Consider the following 19417-nt stretch of genomic DNA (forward strand, 5'->3'; position numbering starts at 1 on the left):
GCGGATCATCTGAAAGGACGGCGGTCATGAGGCCAGGCCGGATTGTCATGCTGGTGCTGGGCACGGTGGGTGCCCTTCTGGGCCTGGGGCTGCTGGCCGGCGCCGGCGCGGCGGGGTGGGCCAACTACCAGCAGCGCGACGGCGGGTACTTCACGTCGCCGTTGGAGCGTTTCTCAGGCGGTTCCTACGCCCTGGCGTCCCCGCGCCTCGACGTCATGACCGGACGCGGCGTGCCCGACGGCGCCTCCGTGGACCTTGCGGGCAGCGTGCTGCTCCGTGGCTCCGCGGCCGATCCCGCGAAGGAAATCTTCATCGGGATCGCACCCCGGGCCGACGTGGCGGCGTATCTGGCTAATGTCAAACACACCGAAATCATCGATGTCAGGTTCGATCCCTTCCGCGCGCAATACCGCGATGTCGCGGGCACCAAGGCTCCGGCACGGCCGGCACAACAGGGTTTCTGGGCCGCGTCCGCCACGGGGCCGGGGGAGCAGGAGCTCAAGTGGGACCTGCGCTCCGGGACCTGGGCCGTGGTCATCATGAATGCCGACGCCAGCAGTCCCGTCGCCGTTGACCTGCAGGCAGGTGCCCGCTCCGATCTGCTCTGGCCAATCTTTATCGGCCTGCTGATCGGCGGCATTGTGCTGCTGGTGGTAGGCGTGCCGCTGATCGTGCTGGGCGCCGCGGGACTGGGCCGCGGCGGACCGCCTGCCTACCCGCCGCGCTACCCCGGGCAGCCGTACCAACCGCAGCCCGGCCCGCCGCAGCCTTTTGCCGCGGTGCCGAATGCTGCGGCGCCTTATGCTGCGGCGCCATTTGCTGCGGCGCCTTATGCCGCGGGCGGCCGTCCCTATTCGGCGCGGCTCAGCGGCTATCTGGACCCCAACCTGTCCCGCTGGATGTGGCTCGTGAAATGGTTCCTTGCCATCCCGCACTACATCATCCTGTTCTTCCTGTGGTTCGCCTTCGTGGTCACCACAATCGTGTCCTGGTTCGCGATCTTGTTCACCGGCCGCTATCCGCGCTCGCTGTTCAACTTCAACGTCGGGGTGATCCGCTGGAACTGGCGGGTGGCTTTCTACTCCTACGGGGCGCTCGGCACGGACCTCTACCCGCCCTTCACCCTGGCCCGCACCGACTACCCGGCGGACTTCGACGTCGACTATCCGGAGAGGCTGTCCCGCGGCCTGGTGCTGGTGAAGTCCTGGCTGCTGGCATTTCCGCATCTGCTCATCATCGGTGTGCTGACCGGGACGGCGCGGACCTGGGTCGCACGCGACGGCCGCTGGGTGCAGGAGGGCATGGGCATTTCCCTGATTGGGCTGCTGGTCTGCATTGCCGGGGTCATTTTGCTGTTCACCGGCCAGTACTGGAAGGGCCTGTTCGACCTCCTGCTCGGCCTGAACCGCTGGGTCTACCGCGTGATCTCCTACGTCGCCCTCATGCGGGACGAGTACCCGCCGTTCCATCTGGACATGGGGCCCGCCGATCCGGGGGATGTCCCGGCGGTGGCTTACGGCGGCCCTCCCGCTGAGTTCCCGCCCGACGGCGCGCCCGGCGCTCTCCGTGGCCCGGGTGGTCCAGCCAGCTTCTACGGCGCCGGTGGCCCAGGATTCTCTGGGGGCCCCGAGGAGCCTGGAGGGCCCGCCGGCCCCGGCGTTCCCTCCGGCCCGGACGACCCCCGCGGTCCCGCCGGACCGGCCGCTCCTCCAACGGTTCCTCCGGAAGGCTAGAACCAGGCCCGCTCTTGCCACCGGCCCTCTGCAAGAACATAGTTGAGGGAATTCACCACTCCGCGGCAGGAGGCAGGCGGCCATGCTGAATAACGGGAATCCGGAAAGCGGCTTGCTGCACGGCAAGACCGCCCTGATCTACGGCGGCGGCGGGGCGATCGGCGGGGCCGTGGCGAGGGCGTTCGCGGCCGAAGGCGCAGTCGTGCACCTCGCGGGGCGCACCGAGTCGCGGCTGGAGAAAGTAGCCCGGGACATCCAGGAGTCGGGCGGCAGGGCCGAGACCGCCGTCGTCGACGCCCTGGACGAAGAACAGGTCGACGCCTTCGTGGACCGGGTGGCCAAGAAGAGCCGGCGGATCGACATCTCCTTCAATGTGATCTCCTTCGGCGACGTCCAGCAGTCGCTGATGGAAATCGACGTGGATGACTTCACCCAGCCCATTGCCCTGGCCACGCGCACCCACTTCCTCACTACCCGCGCGGCGGCCACGCACATGATCAAACAGCGCTCCGGCGTCGTGCTGATGTTCGGCGGCTCCGGGCCGCAGACCCTGCCCGGGCTCGGCGGGTTCAAGGTGGCCCTGGACGCGATGGAGGGGCTGCGCCGGCAGTGGGCGCTTGAGCTGGGCAAACACGGCATCCGGGTGGTCACCATGGTGACCGGCGGCATCATCGAGACCATTCCCTGGCAGGCCGAGGGGCGCGATGAGATCGTGGGGGAGATCGCCAAGGCCGCCCACCTGAACCGCACCGCCACCCTGGCCGACGTCGGGAACGTGGCGTCCTTCATGGTCTCGGACAAGGCGGCGGCCATCACTGACGCCACGGTCAACATTTCCAGCGGCGCGATCGTGGACTACTGATACATGGACTATCAGCCGGGCGCATCCCCGTCAGTGCGGTCATTGCCGTCCGGGGCCGGATCCCGCGCGCCGTCCCGCGCGCCGTCCCGCGCGCCGTCCCGCGCGCCGGCAAGCTGCCGCAGCTCGCGGAGGATTTCCAGCTGCTGGTTGTTGATGGTGGTGAGCCGGTCGATCTCCGCCTTGGACTGCAGATCGGTGTCGTAGTCGTGCTGGGCCATGGCGGCGGCAATGGCATCCTGCCGCTTCGCGGCGATGAGCAGGATGGCGCCCTGCAGGCCGGCAAGCATGGACAGGAACAGGTTCAGCAGGATATAGGGGTACGGGTCCCAGGCGTGCGCGGCCAGCACCGCGGAGTTCAGCAGGGCCCAGACGATCATGAAGCCGATGAAGGATCCCACGAACGGCCAGCTGCCCATCCCGTTCCGCATGATGTCTGCTGCCCGCTGGCCCCTGCTGAGTCCGGCCTTATGCGCGGCGTGCCACGTCTTTCTTTGCTCGCTCATGTGCCAAGCGTAAGGGCCCCGCGGCCGTCTTGAGACCGGGCGGCTACTCGACGGTGACCTTTACCCGCTGCACCACGTTGTTGCCCATGCCCTGGTAGTTCCACGCCTGCTCCAGCGGCTGCACGGCCCCGCTAGCATCCGTGGCACGGCACGCCAGCACGTGTTCGCCGGGGTCGGCCACCCACGGCATCGACCAGGCGCACCAGGCAAAGGGTGCCGCCGGATGCTCCAGATGGGCCGGCGCCCACTTGCCGTCGATCCCCACATCGACGCGCTGAACTGCCCCCTCGCCGGACCAGGCCCGGCCCGTCAGCATCACGGGCCCGGGAGGCAGGATCCGCCGCCGGGTGAAGAAGTCCGGGACTCCCGGCGGGACCATCAGCGAACGGACCTTCATCCACGTGACCGGGGTGCCGGCGTCGTCCGCGTCCTGCTGGTAGCGGTACGCGACCGACTGCTGGAACCCGGCAAAGGGCTTGGTCACCACGTTGATCGAGGCCAGCCACTTGACGCTCGCCATGCCGTACCAGCCCGGGACAACCAGCCGAAGCGGGTAGCCGTGCTGCGGCGGCAGCTCAGCGCCGTTCATCCGGTAGGCCAGCACGACGTCGGGCCGCAGCGCCTCGGCGATCGGCAGGCTCCGTGCAAACTGCTGCCGGACGCCGCCCTGGACCCCGGTGTCGGCGCCGGTGAACACGACCTCGGCGGCGTCGTCATCCACCCCGGCGCGGGCCAGGAGGTAGGCCAGCGGGACGCCGGTCCACGTCGCCGTGCCGACAGCCTCCAGCATCCAGGGCTGGCTCAGCGGGCGGGGCCGCAGCAGGGAGCGTCCGTTGCCCGCGCATTCCAGGGTGACGGGGGCGCTGATGCTCGGTGCCCGGAGCAGGGCCCGGAGGCTCAGTTCCACGGACCGCTGCACGGCGCCGCCGATCCGCAGATGCCAGTGCTCGGCGTCGATGAACGGGATGTCGAAGTGGTTGAGCACATAGTGCAAACCGGGCGGCGTCGTGTCAATCCGCAGGGCTTCCAGCGGCATCGAGTGGTTCCGCACGGCGAGCTGGAGTTCCTCGGCCGTGAGCGGGCCGTGGCTCGGCTCGCCGGAATGTGCACTGAGCCGCTGCGTCTGACGGCGCACGCCGCCTGGGGTCTGTTTTGACATTTGCTTTGGCATGGCGCTGCCATTCTGCTCCGGACCAGCCCGGTTTTGGCCGGTCTCCCTGCCTTCAGGTCTACGCCGCAGCTCGGAGACGGTCAATACTGGGCTAGTCCCGCAGGCGGCGCTCCTGCGGGGTGCGCCCGCGGCGCGCCTACAGCCTGTGCGCCTCGGCCAGGAACTGGGCCAGGCCCAGGGGTTCGCGGCCGGTGAGCTCATGCACAGCCGAGGTCGGTCCGGCCATCTCGCCGGCTGCGATGGCCGTGTAGGTGCTCACCCACGCGTCCACCTGCCACGGCGGCGCACCATAGGACGCCCGTGAGGCGTAGGCCTCCTCCAGCGTTTCGTTGTGGAAGCTGATGGTCCGGCCGGTTCCGGCGGTGAGGATTTCGGCGGCCCGGGCCAGCGAGATGTCCTCCGGCCCCGTGAGATTGTAGCTCCGGCGCACGTGCAGGTCCGGCTCCCGCAGTACTGTGACTGCGGAGCGGGCAATGTCCGCGCGGGCGACGGCGGCCATGACACCGTCCCCGGCTGGCCCGCGGATGACGCCGTCCTCCCCGGCCAGCAGCGGCAGGAAGTCCATGTAGAAGTTGTCCCGCAGGAATGTGTAGTCCATGCCGGAGGACTTGATCCGCTGCTCCGTGGCGAAGTGGTCCCGCGCCAGGGTGAACGTGGCATCAGGGGCCGCCCCGAAGAACGAGGTGTACACAATGTGCCGCACCCCGGCCGCGGCCGCCGCATCAACGAAGGTGTAGTGCTGCTGCAGCCGGTCTTCGGCCTCGGCGGCGGAGACCATGAACAGGGTCTTCACCCCGTCCAGCGATTCCCGCGCCAGCTCCGGGTCCGAATACGTGAAGACCACGGGAGCCGCGTCCGGGAGCGCCGGTGCCCGGCCGGCGTCGCGCACCAGAAGCCGCTGCGGGCTGCCCGCCTGGGCCAGGAGTCTGGCCACCATGGCACCCAGTTGTCCGGTGGAACCGGTGACGGCGAGCTCGGGCCCGGCAGTCATTGGCCTATGCCTCCCGGGCGGCGGGCGACTTGGTCTGCGCGGGGTCGCGCTCGGCCAGGGCGCCGATGGCGGCGTCGATCTTGTCCATGATGACCTCATCCAGCTTCACGCCGGCAGCCGCCACGTTGCCGGCGATCTGCTCCGGGCGGGACGCGCCCATGATCGCCGAGGCCACGTTCTTGTTCTGCAGCACCCAGGCGATGCTCAGCTGGGCCATGGTGAGCCCGGCCTCCTCCGCGATCGGCTTGAGCTGCTGCACCCCGGTAAGGACCTCGGAGGACATCCAACGCTCGATCATCTTCGAGCCGCCCTTGGCATCCGTGGCGCGGCTGCCCTCGGGGGCAGGCTTCCCGGGGTGGTATTTTCCGCTCAGGACGCCCTGCGCCATGGGGGACCAGACGATCTGGGAGAGGCCCAGCTCCTCCGACGCCGGAACCACCTCGGCCTCGATGACCCGCCACAGCATGGAGTACTGCGGCTGGTTTGAAATCAGCTGGAAGCCCAGTTCCTTGGCGAGGGCGTGGCCGTCGCGGATCTGGCTGGCCGTCCACTCGCTGACGCCGATGTACAGCGCCTTGCCTTGCCGCACGATGTCGGCGAAAGCCTGCATGGTCTCTTCCAGCGGGGTCTCGAAGTCGTAGCGGTGGGCCTGGTACAGATCCACGTAGTCCGTCTGCAGCCTGGTCAGGGAGCCGTCGATGGATTCCATGATGTGTTTGCGGGACAGGCCCAGATCGTTGTGGCCCTTGGGCCCGGTGGGGCCGAACACCTTGGTGAAGATCTCCAGCGACTGCCGGCGCTCGCCCTTCAGGGCTTCGCCGAGGACCGTCTCCGCCGCCGTGTTGGCATAGACGTCCGCCGTGTCAAAGGTGCTGATACCGGCGTCGAGCGCTGCCCGGACACACTGGGTGGCGACGTCGTTCTCCACCTGCGAGCCATGCGTCAGCCAGTTGCCGAACGTGATTCTGAAATCTTGAAGCCGCTGTGCCCGAGGTATCTGAATTCCATGGGTTTCACCGTAGCGGACTTGCCTGTCCGGGGTAAGGGCTCAGCCGGCTTTGCGCTGGTGGGCCTGCTGCTTGTCCTTCACGAGCGGCAGCCCGCCCGGCAGCCCGCCCGGGAGCCCGCCTGGGAGCCGGCCCGGCAGCGACACGAGCGAGCCGGTGTCCAGCAGGGACTTCGCCGCGGGCATGGGAGGTTTCTTGAAGGTGCGCGGGACGGCGTCGAGCTTGCCGTTCCGGTCCGTGGCCGACTCCACGAGGGGGGAGACTTCCATGATGTCCCGCACCGGAACCCTTGGGTCGGGGAGGTCGCGGACGGAGACCCTGACGGCCGGGGCAGCTTCGGCTTTGGCCCTCGCCGTGGCGCGCGCATCCGCCCGGGCCACGGCGGCGGCCCATTCCGGTGATAGCGCGGGTTGCTTTTTGGCTTCCTTCTTGGCCGGGCGGACCGGCATTGCGGCGCTGGCCGGCTTTTCCTGCTGCCGGTCCGGGCCCTGCTGCTGCTCCGGGTCCTTGCCCAGGATCCCGGTGATGGCCATGACCGTGACACCTACGAGCCGGCCGACTCCGGCGATCACCAGCGTGGCGACAAAAACGATGAAGAGACCGAGGAACATGACGAGCGCCACTCCAAGGGTCCCGAAAAAGGTCAGGTTCAGCGCGATGGTTGTCGGATCTTCCACTTCACCTCTCCTATCCAGCCTGCAGCGGGTCCCTGCCGCAACTATCCCGGCAGGCAAGGGCCCCTCTTAACAATACGGACTTTTCGCTGCGGACACGCAGGCATCGGCGGCCTCGGCGGAGATGTGTCAAAGCTGTTATCCCGCAGCATGCGTCGGCGCCGCGGGCCATGCGTCTATAGTCGGAAGCAGCCCCGCCGGCGTCGTCCGGCCCGCCGGAAGGACACCTTGTGACGCACGCCGCAGCAGCCGATTCCGAGCCGGACAGCAGCCCGTCCAGGACTCCGTATGAGGGGAACTGCCCGTGCCTCTCCGGCGAGCAGTACGCTGATTGCTGCGGCCGGTTCCACCGCGGTGACGCGGAGGCGCCGGCCGCGGAGCAGCTCATGCGTTCCCGGTACAGCGCCTTCGTGGTGCTGGACGCCGACTACCTGCTGCGGACCTGGCATCCGGACACCCTGCCGTCCGGGCTGGACCTGGATCCCGCCATGGAGTGGCGGCGCCTGGATATCCTCTCCACCGGCCGCGGCGGCCCGCTGGACAGCGAGGGCACCGTCGAGTTCGCGGCGCATTTCCGGTACGACGGCGAACGCGGAGTCCACCACGAAACAAGCCGTTTCGTGCGGCAGGATCGCCGCTGGTTCTACCTCGACGCCGTCTTGCTGGCTTAGCGTTCCTCGACGGTCTCCGCCGGAGTGAACCCGGCACGGTCCACCTTGCGGTGGAAGCGCATGCCCGCGAGGCCGCCGAGCACGGCGCCGATTAGGGCAACCACGGCCACCACGACGGCGGCGATGATGCTCATGGTGTTCAACTGGCCCTCATTGACCGGGATGCGCGGAAAGCTGTTTAGGTTGGCGAGGATGTTGTAGCGCTGCCCGGCGACCAGGCCGAGCACGGCGACGACGACGGCGGCGATGATGGCCCACACCCAGACCATGAGGCCCTGCCGGGCGCCGTTGAACCGTGCCATCCGCCCGGCCACGTAGCCGCCGCAGTAGTAGGCAACGAGCAGGATCACCAGCAGCACGATGATGCCGACGAGCCCCACTGTCTGGTTGTTGGAGGCCTGGTCCACGGCCTCGTTGACGTCGGTGTTGGTGGCGAGGCCGACGGCGGTGCCCGCGGCGGCGACCAGGGCGGTCAGCAGCACGGCGGTGCCGGTGGCGGCGAGCCAGCCGAAGAAGGCTGAGCCGATCTTGATGCCGCCGAACTGCTCCTTCTCCCGGGCCACCACGGTTTCGCGGGTGGGAACCTCTTCCCAGACCTGTTCCTCCCCGACTTCGTCATAGCCGGCGTCATAGCCTGCGTCGGCGCGGGCGCCGGGAGTGTCCTCCTCGGGGCGGGCGCGCCGGGGCGTTCGATCTTCGGGGCCTGCTGTGCTGCTCATGGCCGCTGCTCACTTTCACTGATTGACCCGGCTCATTGTTCGAACCGGTCACCGCAAAACTGAGACCGGGGTGGAGGTCTCATCTCCACTTAACCACTGTCGGAACTCAGTTAGCAAGGGTGCTTACCATTCAGGTGCTTACTATCCAGTTGCAGCAGGAGTGAGACCAGCCGCTAGTCAGCGGTATTTCCGGTGCAGGTTCTCCTTCGCTGAGGCGCGCGGGCTGGCGTCTGCAATCCATGGACCGGTTCCTTCGGACTGGTCCAGCACGCCGGCTTCGAGCCATTCGTAGTCGCCGGCGAGGACCTTGCGGGCGAGCACATGGTCGGCGTCGTCCGTGTTCCTCCACAGCCGGTCAAAGTATTCATCCACGCGCACACGGGCCTGTTCGCAGTAGGCCTCGGCGAGCTCGTACGCGGAGGCGCCGCGTTCCGGCGAGGTGCGCAGCAGCATCTCCGCCCGCGAACAGCACGCCGCCATCGCGAACAGCTCGGCCCCGATGTCAACGATCCGTCCCAGGAACGCCTGCTTGTGCTCGAGCTTCGCCTGCCAGCGGCCCATCCCGTAGAAGGTCTGCCGGGCCAGCCGCCGCGAGGACCGCTCGACGAAGCGCAGCTGCTTCGCCAGCCGGCCGAAGTCGCTGTAGGACCGTGGGTCCATGCCGGCGCCGGCGACGAGCTTGGGCAGCCACTTCGCGTAGAAGCCGGACGCGCCGAGGGCGGCCTTCGCCTTGTCCGACAGGCTGGCATCCTCGGAAGCGAGATCGCCGGCGACCGCCAGATGGGCGTCCACGGCTTCGCGGGCGATCAGGAGCTTCATGATTTCAGAGGAGCCCTCGAAGATCCGGTTGATCCGCAGATCGCGGAGCTGCTGTTCGGCAGGCACTGCGCGCTCGCCGCGGGCCTCGAGCGAGTCCGCCGTTTCGAAGCCGCGGCCGCCGCGGATCTGCACCAGCTCGTCCGCAATCAGGCAGCTGATCTCCGTGGACCACAGCTTGGCGAGGGCTGCCTCGATCCGGACGTCCTTCTGCCCGGCGTCGGCCATTTCAGCGGAAAGCTCGAACACGGCGTCCAGGGCGAAGGCGCTGGCCGCGATGAAGGCAATCTTTTTTCCCACGGCCTCGTGCTGGCCGACAGGCCGGCCCCACTGGGTGCGGGCATTGGACCATTCGCGGGCGATCTTCAGGCTCCAGCGTCCGGACGCGACACAGAGCGCGGGAATCGAGAGCCGGCCGGTGTTGAGCGTGGTGAGGGCAATCTTCAGGCCCTGGCCTTCGCGTCCCAGCCGGTTGGCCGCCGGAACCCTGACCTGGTGGAAGCGGGTGACACCGTTTTCGATGCCGCGGAGGCCCATGAAGGCATTGCGGTTTTCCACCGTGATGCCGGGGGAGTCCATTTCCACCACGAACGCGCTGATGCCGCCGTTGTGGACTATCCCGTCCGCGCCGGTGTGGGCCGGAACCAGCGCCATGACGACGACTAGTTCGGCGATCACCCCGTTGGTGGTCCACAGCTTCACGCCATCCAGGACATACGATTCGCCGTCGTCCGCGAGGACCGCGGTGCTGCCCATCCGGGCAGGGTCGCTGCCGACGTCGGGCTCGGTCAGCAGGAAAGCGGTGATGGCTCCGGCGGCGCAGCGCGGCAGGTACTCCTGCTTCTGTGCCGGCGTGCCGAAGACTTTGACCGGCTCCGGAACGCCGATGGACTGGTGAGCAGAGAGCAGGGCGCCCAGGGTCGGATGGACCGAGCCCAGGAGCGCCAGCGCGCGGCCGTAGTACACGAGCGTGAGGCCCAGGCCGCCGTATTCGCGCGGAATCTTCATGCCGAACGCGCCCAGCTCCGCCAGTCCTTTGAGGTATTCGTCCGGGACGCGGGCGTCGCGCTCGATGGTGCGCCCGGACATGGTGCGGCAGAAGTCGGTCAGACGGGCCATGAACGCCTCGCCGCGTTCGACATCGTCCGCGGGGGCCTCCGGCCACGGGTGGATCAGGTTCAGCTCAAAGCTGCCAAGGTAAAGCCGCTTGGCGAAGCTGGGCCGCTCCCAGCTGGTCTCGCGGGCGGCCTCGGCGATGGCCCGCGCATCGGCGGCGGTGGCGTCGGGACCGATGTGCTCCGGCGCGACAGGATCTTCTGCGGCGGGGATGTCGGTGGCTGGATCTTCAATGGCGGAGCTCATCGGGCATCTCCTCTAACCGGGTAACCGGCTCGAGCCCTGGGTCCGCCGTGGGTGGAGGGCCCTTCAGCTGTCCCGCAATACTACCCGCGGGTAGGTGCCCGTACTAGGGGAGGACTGCCCTGGAAAATCAGCGCCGAAATCAACCCGGAAGTCAACCTGGAAATCACCGGGCAGGTCCACGGTGGACGCGTGGTGCACCAGCTTGTCCCAGGCGTGGTTGATGCCGCGGACCAGACCCAGCAGGGTCCCTGCCACGATGAGCCACGCGAGCCGTCCGACGCCTACCAGCACCATCGCCGCGAAGGCCGCCGTCATCATGAAGAGGGTGATCACCAGGGCAAACACAAGGGTTCCCATGAACACCATGGTGCCCGTTTCCACTGCGCTTAGGTCGAACTGCATTCTTCCCCCTGCACCATTGCTTCGGCTGAACCGGTAGCCTGAGCGTAGGGTGCCGGAGGTGCGCTCAACCAGAGTCCCCTGGGCGTTCCGGGGCTCTTGATATGGGATCGAAATGCTACCGGAGCGTAGGTCACGGAGAGGTTGCGGAAACCTCATCAGTCACATGCGTCACAGGACCGCGTTAGTCGTCGTCGTGCTCCGGTGCGCTCTGGTGCTCCGGTGCGCTCTGGTTCAGGACCTGGAAGTCCGCTGCGAGCTCGACGTCGACCTCGGACCCGTCGTCAAGACGCACCGCCACCTCAAAGGCAGAACCCGCGTCATCGTCCCGTTCCACTTCGGTCGCTTTGCCCTGACCGACCTTGGACAGCGCGGCGCTCGTGGCCTTGTCGCGGTCGGCGTCACTGAGCGCCTGCGCCGAGCCGGCCGCATCGTCGAGCTCCAGATCGCCGACCCTGACCACGAGGGAGCTCGCATCCCAGGGACGAAAATCCCTGGACTGCTGGATGACCGCCACCGCCACGGACGCGCCGCCCAGAACCACTGCGGCTGACGCCGCCCCGGTGATCCACATCCTCTGCTTCCGCATGACAGTCTCCTCTCAAGTGGTCTCTACAGTGTGCTCCGGCTGCGGACGGCATACAACGATTAATGCGGACGGGAAATACGGACTGGGGCCTGCGTTAACCTTGTAGTTGGCAGTTTTTCGAATCCGCTGCCCGACAACATCGCCAGGCAGCTGAAGGAGAGTGCGTGTCCCGCTCCGCCGTGTCCCCGGCCGACGCCATCGGCGCCCGTCTCCGGGACCTCGAACTCCTCACGAAGGGACCGGCCTGGGCGCTCACCCGGTCCGCACCATGGGTGATCGCCGTGCTGCAGGCCTCCTTCACGCGCACCCGGGCGCAGCTGCCGCTGGAACAGTTCCACGCCGACGTCGACGCCTTCCTTGAGCAGCTCCGCCGCCAGGCTCCCGGTTCGGGAGAGCAACACACGGGAGAGAGCGGTGCTGTGAACGGAGCGCTTTCCGGAAAAAAGTATGCGGACGAATGGACCCGCAAGAACTTCCTGACCCGCCGCAACCAGTCGGGCCAGATCGTCTACGAAGTCACCGAGCCCGCAGCCCGCGTTCTAGCGTTCCTGGACAGCCTCTCCAGCGAACGCTCCACCCTCAACGGCTCCCGGCTCGGCACACTGCTGGGCGACGTCGAGAAGCTCGCCAACGAAACGAACCCGGACCAGAGCGCACGGCTCGAATCCCTCGAAGAGGAGATCGGCGAACGGCGCCAGCTGATCGAGGACATCGGTTCCGGTGACTTTGACGGCCTGCTCGACGACGACGAGGCCGTGGAAGCCGCCGGCAACATCCTGGACCTCGCCGCGAGCCTGCCCGCGGACTACAAGAAGATGCGTGACCGCATCGAGGAGCTCGTGGGGGAGCTCCGCAACCAGATCATCGAGGAATCCCTCAGCAAGGGCGCCACCATGGCCCAGGTGCTCGAGGCGGACAAGCGGCTCCGGCAGAGCCCCGAGGGCAGGACGTTCCGCTCCTTCACCGCGTTCCTGGATGACCCGCAACAGCAGCTGAGGTTCCGGTCAGCGATCGGCGAGGTGCTCAGCCGGCAGTTCGCGGACGAGCTCAGCCATGACGAACGCGAGACCCTCAAGAACCTCGTGGCCGAACTCCGCACGCAGCACAGCCAGATCCAGCGGATCTACGGCAAGCTCAGCGAAAGCCTCAACACCTACGTCCAAAGCGACGACTTCCGGCAGTCGGTCCGGCTCCGTAAGGTCCTGCGCGAGGCCGAGCAGGCGATCCGGTCCCTGCCGTACGAGCGCGAACGTCCCGGCCTGGTCCGCGGCCCGGTGCTCTTCAACGCCTGCTTCGAATCCCTGGCCATGGTCAAGCTGTTCGACCCGGACGAGTTCGCGGCCCCGCCCAAGCTCGCCGACCCGATCGCCTTCAGCGACTCGGACCGCACCCGCTCGCCGCGGACCGGCAAGGCCAAGCCGGAGGCTATCCGCGCCGCACTAGCGGGTGCCTCGTCCCTGGCCGAGGCCTGGGGGCAGCTCCCCGCCGAAGAGCGCCACATCAATTCCATCCGCACCCTGCTCGCCCAGGCCCTCCACGACGGGGCCGGCTTCGACCGCGAGGCCTGGGGACCCATTGACTTCGAACAGATCGACGGCACCACCCGCACGGCCTACCTGCCAGTGGTCACGCTCAAGAAGGATTGAAGATGACTGAAACTACCCAAGACACCCACGGTGAGCTGGGCACTGGTGCGGAGCCCGAACACATCCACGCCAATCCCTTCACGGTCACTCCGCGTGACACCTTCGTCGACGGTGCCGCCTTGTTCCCCGGGGACACCGGGGTGCTGCCGATGAAGGTCCGCCAGGCGCTCGTGAAATTGCTCAAGGGCCCGTACATCGACGGCGGGCGTGACGAAAAACTGTGGACCACGTTGCTGGACAACCAGCTCATCCTGCGCAGCCGCCTCTCCGAGCTGTTCCTGACGCTGCAGTTGGATCACGAACGCAAGGTTGCCGTGCTGCGGCCGGTGGATCCCGAGGCGATCGGCGGCAGCGCCCGCTCGAGCATCTTGCGACAACAGCGCGCGCTGAGCCGGGTCGAAACCATCGTGCTCCTCCGCCTGCGGCTGCTCCTGGACCGCCACGTCACCGCCCAGACCGACCCCACCATCACGCGCGAGGAAATCGCCGAACTAGTGGCCCACTACCAGCCGGCCGGCCAGCAGGACGCCCTGAGGGATTCCGACGTCGTCAACCGCGCCATCACCAAACTCCTGGCCCGCCAGCTCCTCCTCACTACAGGCCTGGACGATGTCTACACGATCTCCAACGTCCTCCCGCTGGCCCTCCCGTTCGAGAACATCGGCGACATCCCCGCCCAAATCGAGGCGCTCGTGGCGGCCAGCACCGACCCCGCGGGAACAGAACCGCTGATAGAGCTCGACGGCGCCACGGCCCCATCTGATGACGCCGACGATTCCGAGGACGATGGGGAAGGTGAGGCACCCAACGACGACGACGGCGATGCCGCCCCGGGAGTGGCATCGGGCCTGTCGGAGCCGGCAGCATCGTCCGCAGGACGATTGCTGTCCGGCGAAGGGGCGGGGGCGGCATCGCCGTCGGCGTCACCTGACCACACCGGGGCCCAGTCAAAGGCAACCACGACTGACGCAACTGCTGAAGCGGAGGCCAACAAGTGAGCATCGCAACCATGCTGCCGATGGGCGAGCTCACCAACCCGGGCCAGATGCGCCTGGCCCTCGTCCAGGTGGTCAACTGGGGCACCTTCCATGGCGCCCACACCATGCACGTGGACCGCAACGGCACCCTGCTGACCGGCAACTCCGGCGTCGGCAAGTCCACGCTGTTCGACGCGATGCTGCGGGTCTTCGATGCCCGGCCGCGCTCCAACGAGGCAGCCGCCCAGCGTGCCGGCGGCGCCGTGGAGGACAAGCGGACCACCTTCACGTACATGCGCGGCAAGGTGGGGGACAAGGCCGTCGGCGTGGGCTCGGCCAGTGCGTTCCAGCGTCCCGGCGCCACGTGGTCCGCCGTCGCCCTGACCTTCGACAACGCCGCGGGCACCAAGGTGACCGTGTCGGCACTTTTCGACCTGCCCAAGAACGGCACGGAGTCCAGCGTCGGCCGATATTACCTGGTCGACAACAAGCCGCTGGATCTCGCGGCCATCGAAGGCATCGCGGAGAAGCGGTTCACGAAGGCGGCCCTGGACGCGATCTTCCCGGACGCCCAGGTCTTCGACGTACACAAGGCCTTTGCCGAACGATTCCGGCGCCTCCTCGGCATCAACTCGGACCAGGCCCTGCCGCTGCTGCGCGTGATCCAGGCAGGCAAGGGCCTGGGCGGCAGCGTCAACACGTTCTTCCGGGACCAGGTCCTGGACGCCCCCGCCACGCTGGCCGCCGCAGACGACGTCGTCGAGGAATTCAGCAACCTCATGTCCATCCGGCAGCGGCTTGAGGACGTCCGGCAGCAGCGCGACCAGCTGGCTCCGGTGCCCGGGCTGAACAAGGAGTATGCCCAGTCGCTGCTGGACGCGAACCGTTTGCGGGACCTCGCGGGCCAGGAATTCGAGGCGTACCAGCAACAGCTTGCCGTCACCGTCCACGAGAAGACTCTGGCCCGGTTCAAAGAGCTCGCGCAGGCGAAGGCCAAGGATTTGGGCACCGAACGAAGCATCCGTGACGGCCTCGCCAAGGAGCTGCGCCAGCTGGAGGCGGATTACAACAACCAGGGCGGCAACGCGATTTCCGCGATCGAGCAGGCGCTGGAGAACGCCCGGGTGGGGCTCAAGCTCGGTCAGCAGGTGGAGGAATCGGCCCGCCAGGCGCTGTCCGCCGCCGGCCTGGAACTTCAGTGGACGGCCGCCGGCTGGGAGCAGGCCCACACGCACGCTGCCGCACGCTCGTCCGAGCTCAAGGACGATTCGGAGGCGCTCCAGGAGCTGCGCTTCGAGGCATTCGACGGCCACGCCACGAAGAAGCGGGAGCTCGCCGCGGCCCAGCAGGAGCTCGTCTCGCTGAAGACCCGCAAGTCCCTGCTGCCGCCGTCGAGCATTGAAAACCGGGCCTCGATCGCCGCGGCGACCGGGATCCCCGAGGAGCACATGCCCTACGGCGGCGAGCTGATCGACCTCGCCGAGGGGCAGGAGCAGTGGCGGCCGGCCGCCGAGCGCGCGCTGCGGAGCCTGGCCACCACGCTGCTGGTGCCGGGCGAGCATTTCGCCGCCGTCACCCGCTACCTCAATGATCATTCCGTCCGCGGAGCCCTCCGCGCCGTGGACGTGTCCAAGCCGCTGTCCAGCGGCGCCCTGGCCGTGGAGGACGTGGCCGACGGCGATCTGCTGACCAAGCTGAGCTTGCTGACCGACGCCGCTCCCCGCCCGGAGGCGCTTGCGGAGGCCAGCGCCTGGCTCCGCGAACGGATTGCCGTCGACTTCGCCTACCCGTGCGTGGAAGACCCGGACGAGCTGGCCAGGCTGGACAAGGGTCTCAGCCTGGGCGGCGTGGTCAAGCGCAACCGCCACACGGTGGAGAAGGACGACCGCTTCGCGAGCCGCCAGGACTACGTGCTCGGCTTCGACAACGCCGCCAAGCTCGACCTCGTGGCGGCGCAGGTCGCGGACCTGCAGCAGGAACTGGCCAAGGCCGCCGAACTCGCGCAGAGCCGCGAAGAGTCGCACCAGGGCATGACCCGGCAGCTCGAGGCCCTGCGCCGCGTGGCCGATGACCACCGGCCCTGGGAACAGGTCTCGGCCGCTGTGGCCGCGGACGAGCTCGCCAGGATCGAGCAGCGGCTCAAGGACGCCCTCGCCGCGCAGGCGGACCTGGAACCCCTGCGCGCCAAGATCGAGGCCGCCCGGCACAAACACCAGTCCAGCACCGAGGCCGCGGCAGTGCTGCAGAGCGAATACAAGGCCCTTGACTCGCAGCTGACGGCCGCCGATTCGCTGCTGGACGCCGCGCGGGCGCGCCTGGCCCAGTCGCCGCCGTCGGACTCCACCGTCGCCGCGCTGGAACCGTACTTCGCCGGGTTCGGCGACGTCCTGGAGATGCACGAGCTGGACAACCTCGCCAACCAGGTGCGCACCCGGCTCCTCGCCGAACTGCACGCCTCCGAATCCCGCGGACAGGCCACCTCCGAGCGGCTCACGCGTATCTTCGAGGGCTTCGTCCGCGAATGGGGCACGGCGATCTCCGCGGACCACGGCACTTCGATCGGCGCCGCCGGCGAGTTCGAATCCCGGTACCACGCGATCGTCAGCGACGGACTGCCCGCCCAGGAGGCCGAATTCCGGCAGTTCTTCAACCAGCGCACGCACGAATCCTTCAGCACGCTGCTGCACCTGCTGGACGAGGAGCGCCGCTCCATCTCGAGCCGCATCCTGCCGCTCAACGGCATCCTGTCCGAGGTCAACTTCCACGAAGGCAGCTTCCTGGAACTGGACATCAAGCAGACGCTGCCGGCCACGGCCAAGCAGTTCAAGGACGCCATCCAGAACGCCCTCAGGGTCCGGCACACCCGGCCAACCCGCACCGTTTCGGGGCCTGAGACGGACGACGACGCCGAGCTCACCAACCGCTACAAGTCGCTCGAAACGCTCGTGAAGCGGCTCGGCTCGCAGACCCCGGAGGATCGGCGCTGGCGTGCCGAGGTCCTGGACGTCCGCGGGCACCTGTTCATCCAGTGCAAGGAGCACCGGGAGGTGGCGGGCTCGCGCGTTTCGAAAGACGGACGGCAGAAGACCGAAGTGTTCATGCACGCGGACACCGGCGCCATGTCCGGCGGCGAACGGCAGCGCTTCACCGCCTTCATCATGGCCGCTGCGCTGAGCTACCAGCTGGGCATCGCCGAACAGGGCTTCACCACCTACGGCACCGTCATGATGGACGAGGCCTTCGTGCTCGCCTCGGAGGAGTTCGCCGGCGCCGGCATCAAGGCGCTGCACGATTTTGGCTTCCAGCTGCTCCTGGCCGCGCCGGAGAACGTGATCGACCTGTCCCGGCACCTCGGCTCCGTCACCGAGATCCTTCGGGACAAGCGCACCAACCGCTCGGGTGTCCTGACGGCTCCCGTGATCGGTCCGCGTCCCGGGTCCGTGGGCATCTGGCGCTCCGAGGCGAATCCGGTGGACATTATTCTCCGGTAGTTACCTGTCCCTCTCGGCCTTCGGTTGCCTGCGGTTCATCTCCTCTTTCCCTGCCGGCTCTTTGGGTTCGGTAGCTTGGCACCGTGGCCGGAAAACTTCTGAACGCCGGGCCTGAGGGACGACGTCGGTACGTCGCCTTGGGGGATTCCTTCACCGAGGGAGTGGGGGACCGGAGCAAACGCCTGCCGAACGGCGTGCGGGGCTGGGCGGACCGGGTCGCGGAGCACCTGGCCAAGGCGGAGCCCGGGTGGGAGTACGCCAACCTGGCTATCCGCAGCAAACGGCTGCGCCACATCATCGACGAACAGCTCCCGGCGGCGCTCGCCATGGAGCCGACCCTGATCACGGTCTACGCCGGCGGAAACGACATCCTCGATTTCGGCACGGACATCGGGTCCCTCATGAGGGACTACGAAAGCCTCGTGGCCGCGCTCGCCGGCACCGGAGCCACGGTGGTGCTCTTTACCGGGTTCGACGTCAAGGTCTCGGCGCTCCTGGAACCACTGAAGAAAAGGAACGCTTTCTACAACCAGCGCGTCCGTGAAATCGCCGCGAAGTACGGTGCCGTGCTCGTGGACTATTGGTGCTTCGACGCGTTCCACGACCCGCGGATGTGGGATTCGGACCGCCTGCATATGTCCAAGGCAGGCCACAAGTACCTCGCCGGGCAGGTCCTGGACCACATCCGGGTGCCCCATAAGATCAGGCCCAAGGACTGGGAACCGCCGGTAAAGCCGGGCCTGCGCGAGTGGGAGCGCCGGCAGCGCCGCTGGGTGCACGACTGGGTGCTGCCCCTCTTCGGGCGCAAGCTCCGCGGCATCACGTTGGGGGATCAGCTCAGCGCGCGCTGGCCCGAACCGGTAAGGGTCCCGCGCAAGGGCGGCCTCAAGAAGCTGCTTCGGGACTGAAGCCGCCCGGGCCGAAGCCGGGGCTTAGCTGTCCAGCAGGTTTTCGTAGCCCGGGGCCACCCTGTTGGCATGGAACTCCATGACTTCGAATTCGGCCACCCCGTTGACGTAGAACGGGTCCTTGGCCAGGGCTGCGTCCAGGCTGGCCCGGTCGGCGTTGGAGAGAAGCAGCCCGCCCGTGCGCGGGATCTTGCGCCCCGCTACCATGAAGACACCGTCATCGAACGCGTCCTGCAGCCACGTCACGTGCGCCGGGAGGTGGAACTCGACGATCTCTTCGGGGACCTTGTATGTCAGGGAGACTACGTACATACGGTCAGCCTACCGGTAGCCCGCGGCGGGAAGGCAGGAAGTTTTCCGGAATCAACGCGCGAGGTTGAACCGTCAAGCTTCAAGTCTCCTAGAATGTAGCCATGACCGAACCGCGCTGGCTCAACGCCGACGAACGCCGTGCCTGGCTGGCCCAGCTGAGCATCAACACCCTGCTGCCGGCGGCCCTGGACACACAGCTGCACGCCTCGGGCAAGGTCTCCCTGTTCGACTACAACGTGCTGGCAATGCTCTCCGAGGCCGACGGCCGGTTCCTGCCCATGAGCGAACTCGCCGCGCGCACCAGCGCCTCCCTGTCCCGGCTCTCCCACGTGGTCACCAAGCTGCAGAACCGCGGCTGGGTCGAACGCCGGCCCCACCCCGGCGACGCCCGCGTCACGACGGCCCACCTCACCGACGCCGGAATGGCCACCATCGAGGAGCTCGCCCCCGGCCACGTCGAGGCGGTCCGGTCGCTGTTCCTCGACGCCCTGAGCCCGGACGACGTCGCGGACCTGGCCCGTATCGGCGAGAAAATCGTGGCCCGCCTCGACGACGACCACTGGATCCTGCGCGAAAGCTGAGTCCG

At 67.8% G+C, this 19417-nt stretch carries 16 protein-coding genes and 2 pseudogenes; 8 read left to right on the forward strand and 10 right to left on the reverse strand.

Going from position 1 to position 19417, the window contains the following annotated elements; genetic code table 11:
* Positions 1 to 26: 26 nt before the first annotated feature.
* Together ACQCSY_RS10905 and ACQCSY_RS10910 are read left to right on the forward strand one after the other, a co-directional pair.
* Complete coding sequence (locus tag ACQCSY_RS10905; protein WP_427135563.1) at positions 27 to 1733, forward strand: DUF4389 domain-containing protein; 1707 nt, start codon at positions 27 to 29, stop codon at positions 1731 to 1733.
* An 82-nt stretch (positions 1734 to 1815) separates the two neighbouring features.
* The gene (locus tag ACQCSY_RS10910) at positions 1816 to 2595 is read left to right on the forward strand and encodes an SDR family NAD(P)-dependent oxidoreductase (protein WP_427135565.1); all 780 of its coding nucleotides are present in this window, start codon (positions 1816 to 1818) and stop codon (positions 2593 to 2595) included.
* An 11-nt stretch (positions 2596 to 2606) separates the two neighbouring features.
* Here ACQCSY_RS10910 and ACQCSY_RS10915 read toward each other — a convergent pair whose 3' ends face one another.
* The 5 genes and pseudogenes from ACQCSY_RS10915 to ACQCSY_RS10935 all read right to left on the reverse strand — a co-directional run bounded on the left by ACQCSY_RS10915 (position 2607) and on the right by ACQCSY_RS10935 (position 6944).
* Positions 2607 to 3098, reverse strand: coding sequence for a DUF1003 domain-containing protein (locus ACQCSY_RS10915; protein WP_427135567.1), 492 nt, complete (start codon positions 3096 to 3098; stop codon positions 2607 to 2609).
* 43 nt (positions 3099 to 3141) lie between these two features.
* Positions 3142 to 4257: a sulfite oxidase gene (locus ACQCSY_RS10920; RefSeq protein ID WP_427135568.1), complete on the reverse strand. Its 1116-nt coding sequence runs from the start codon at positions 4255 to 4257 to the stop codon at positions 3142 to 3144.
* Positions 4258 to 4405: 148 nt separating this feature from the next.
* Positions 4406 to 5260 (reverse strand): SDR family oxidoreductase, encoded by an 855-nt coding sequence (locus ACQCSY_RS10925; protein WP_427135570.1) that lies wholly within the window; start codon positions 5258 to 5260, stop codon positions 4406 to 4408.
* Between the two features lie 4 nt (positions 5261 to 5264).
* A pseudogene (locus tag ACQCSY_RS10930) lies at positions 5265 to 6268 on the reverse strand (aldo/keto reductase family protein).
* A 40-nt stretch (positions 6269 to 6308) separates the two neighbouring features.
* Positions 6309 to 6944 (reverse strand): hypothetical protein, encoded by a 636-nt coding sequence (locus tag ACQCSY_RS10935; protein WP_427135572.1) that lies wholly within the window; start codon positions 6942 to 6944, stop codon positions 6309 to 6311.
* Positions 6945 to 7171: 227 nt separating this feature from the next.
* Here ACQCSY_RS10935 and ACQCSY_RS10940 point away from each other — a divergent pair, with 227 nt between their 5' ends.
* Positions 7172 to 7612, forward strand: a complete 441-nt coding sequence (locus tag ACQCSY_RS10940; protein WP_427135574.1) for a YchJ family protein — start codon at positions 7172 to 7174, stop codon at positions 7610 to 7612.
* On the opposite strand, the gene ACQCSY_RS10945 is transcribed toward ACQCSY_RS10940, so the two are convergent.
* The 4 genes from ACQCSY_RS10945 to ACQCSY_RS10960 all read right to left on the reverse strand — a co-directional run bounded on the left by ACQCSY_RS10945 (position 7609) and on the right by ACQCSY_RS10960 (position 11497).
* A complete protein-coding gene (locus ACQCSY_RS10945) occupies positions 7609 to 8331 on the reverse strand; it encodes a hypothetical protein (RefSeq protein WP_427135575.1) in 723 nt (240 codons plus the stop codon). The genes ACQCSY_RS10940 and ACQCSY_RS10945 overlap by 4 nt on opposite strands.
* Positions 8332 to 8508: 177 nt before the next feature.
* A complete protein-coding gene (locus tag ACQCSY_RS10950) occupies positions 8509 to 10509 on the reverse strand; it encodes an acyl-CoA dehydrogenase family protein (protein ID WP_427135577.1) in 2001 nt (666 codons plus the stop codon).
* Between the two features lie 63 nt (positions 10510 to 10572).
* Complete coding sequence (locus ACQCSY_RS10955) at positions 10573 to 10911, reverse strand: hypothetical protein (RefSeq protein ID WP_427128727.1); 339 nt, start codon at positions 10909 to 10911, stop codon at positions 10573 to 10575.
* A gap of 181 nt (positions 10912 to 11092) precedes the next feature.
* A complete protein-coding gene (locus tag ACQCSY_RS10960; protein ID WP_427128728.1) occupies positions 11093 to 11497 on the reverse strand; it encodes a hypothetical protein in 405 nt (134 codons plus the stop codon).
* Between the two features lie 164 nt (positions 11498 to 11661).
* Here ACQCSY_RS10960 and ACQCSY_RS10965 point away from each other — a divergent pair, with 164 nt between their 5' ends.
* The 4 genes and pseudogenes from ACQCSY_RS10965 to ACQCSY_RS10980 all read left to right on the forward strand — a co-directional run bounded on the left by ACQCSY_RS10965 (position 11662) and on the right by ACQCSY_RS10980 (position 18519).
* A complete protein-coding gene (locus tag ACQCSY_RS10965; RefSeq protein ID WP_427128729.1) occupies positions 11662 to 13143 on the forward strand; it encodes a DUF3375 family protein in 1482 nt (493 codons plus the stop codon).
* A gap of 2 nt (positions 13144 to 13145) precedes the next feature.
* A pseudogene (locus ACQCSY_RS10970) lies at positions 13146 to 13935 on the forward strand (DUF4194 domain-containing protein); the annotation flags it as partial.
* Between the two features lie 202 nt (positions 13936 to 14137).
* On the forward strand, positions 14138 to 17611 hold the full coding sequence (locus tag ACQCSY_RS10975) for an ATP-binding protein (RefSeq protein WP_427128730.1): 3474 nt from the start codon (positions 14138 to 14140) through the stop codon (positions 17609 to 17611).
* A gap of 83 nt (positions 17612 to 17694) precedes the next feature.
* Positions 17695 to 18519, forward strand: coding sequence for an SGNH/GDSL hydrolase family protein (locus tag ACQCSY_RS10980; protein WP_427128731.1), 825 nt, complete (start codon positions 17695 to 17697; stop codon positions 18517 to 18519).
* A gap of 24 nt (positions 18520 to 18543) precedes the next feature.
* Here the strand turns inward: ACQCSY_RS10980 and ACQCSY_RS10985 are convergent, their stop codons facing one another.
* Complete coding sequence (locus ACQCSY_RS10985; RefSeq protein WP_427128732.1) at positions 18544 to 18831, reverse strand: YciI family protein; 288 nt, start codon at positions 18829 to 18831, stop codon at positions 18544 to 18546.
* 101 nt (positions 18832 to 18932) lie between these two features.
* Here ACQCSY_RS10985 and ACQCSY_RS10990 point away from each other — a divergent pair, with 101 nt between their 5' ends.
* Entirely contained in the window at positions 18933 to 19412 is a 480-nt protein-coding gene (locus ACQCSY_RS10990) for a MarR family winged helix-turn-helix transcriptional regulator (RefSeq protein ID WP_427128733.1), read from the forward strand.
* Positions 19413 to 19417: the final 5 nt, after the last annotated feature.

Source organism: Pseudarthrobacter sp. S9, assembly GCF_050156545.1.
Lineage (GTDB): Bacteria > Actinomycetota > Actinomycetes > Actinomycetales > Micrococcaceae > Arthrobacter.

What these genes read in the sequence shown, in the direction of transcription:
- ACQCSY_RS10925 (WP_427135570.1), bottom strand. Translation starts at nt 5,260, where the DNA reads ATGACTGCCGGGCCCGAGCTCGCCGTCACCGGTTCCACCGGACAACTG.
- ACQCSY_RS10910 (WP_427135565.1), top strand. Translation starts at nt 1,816, where the DNA reads ATGCTGAATAACGGGAATCCGGAAAGCGGCTTGCTGCACGGCAAGACC.
- ACQCSY_RS10945 (WP_427135575.1), bottom strand. Translation starts at nt 8,331, where the DNA reads ATGAGCAGCACAGCAGGCCCCGAAGATCGAACGCCCCGGCGCGCCCGC.
- ACQCSY_RS10920 (WP_427135568.1), bottom strand. Translation starts at nt 4,257, where the DNA reads ATGTCAAAACAGACCCCAGGCGGCGTGCGCCGTCAGACGCAGCGGCTC.
- ACQCSY_RS10905 (WP_427135563.1), top strand. Translation starts at nt 27, where the DNA reads ATGAGGCCAGGCCGGATTGTCATGCTGGTGCTGGGCACGGTGGGTGCC.
- ACQCSY_RS10955 (WP_427128727.1), bottom strand. Translation starts at nt 10,911, where the DNA reads ATGCAGTTCGACCTAAGCGCAGTGGAAACGGGCACCATGGTGTTCATG.
- ACQCSY_RS10985 (WP_427128732.1), bottom strand. Translation starts at nt 18,831, where the DNA reads ATGTACGTAGTCTCCCTGACATACAAGGTCCCCGAAGAGATCGTCGAG.
- ACQCSY_RS10990 (WP_427128733.1), top strand. Translation starts at nt 18,933, where the DNA reads ATGACCGAACCGCGCTGGCTCAACGCCGACGAACGCCGTGCCTGGCTG.
- ACQCSY_RS10960 (WP_427128728.1), bottom strand. Translation starts at nt 11,497, where the DNA reads ATGCGGAAGCAGAGGATGTGGATCACCGGGGCGGCGTCAGCCGCAGTG.
- ACQCSY_RS10915 (WP_427135567.1), bottom strand. Translation starts at nt 3,098, where the DNA reads ATGAGCGAGCAAAGAAAGACGTGGCACGCCGCGCATAAGGCCGGACTC.
- ACQCSY_RS10950 (WP_427135577.1), bottom strand. Translation starts at nt 10,509, where the DNA reads ATGAGCTCCGCCATTGAAGATCCAGCCACCGACATCCCCGCCGCAGAA.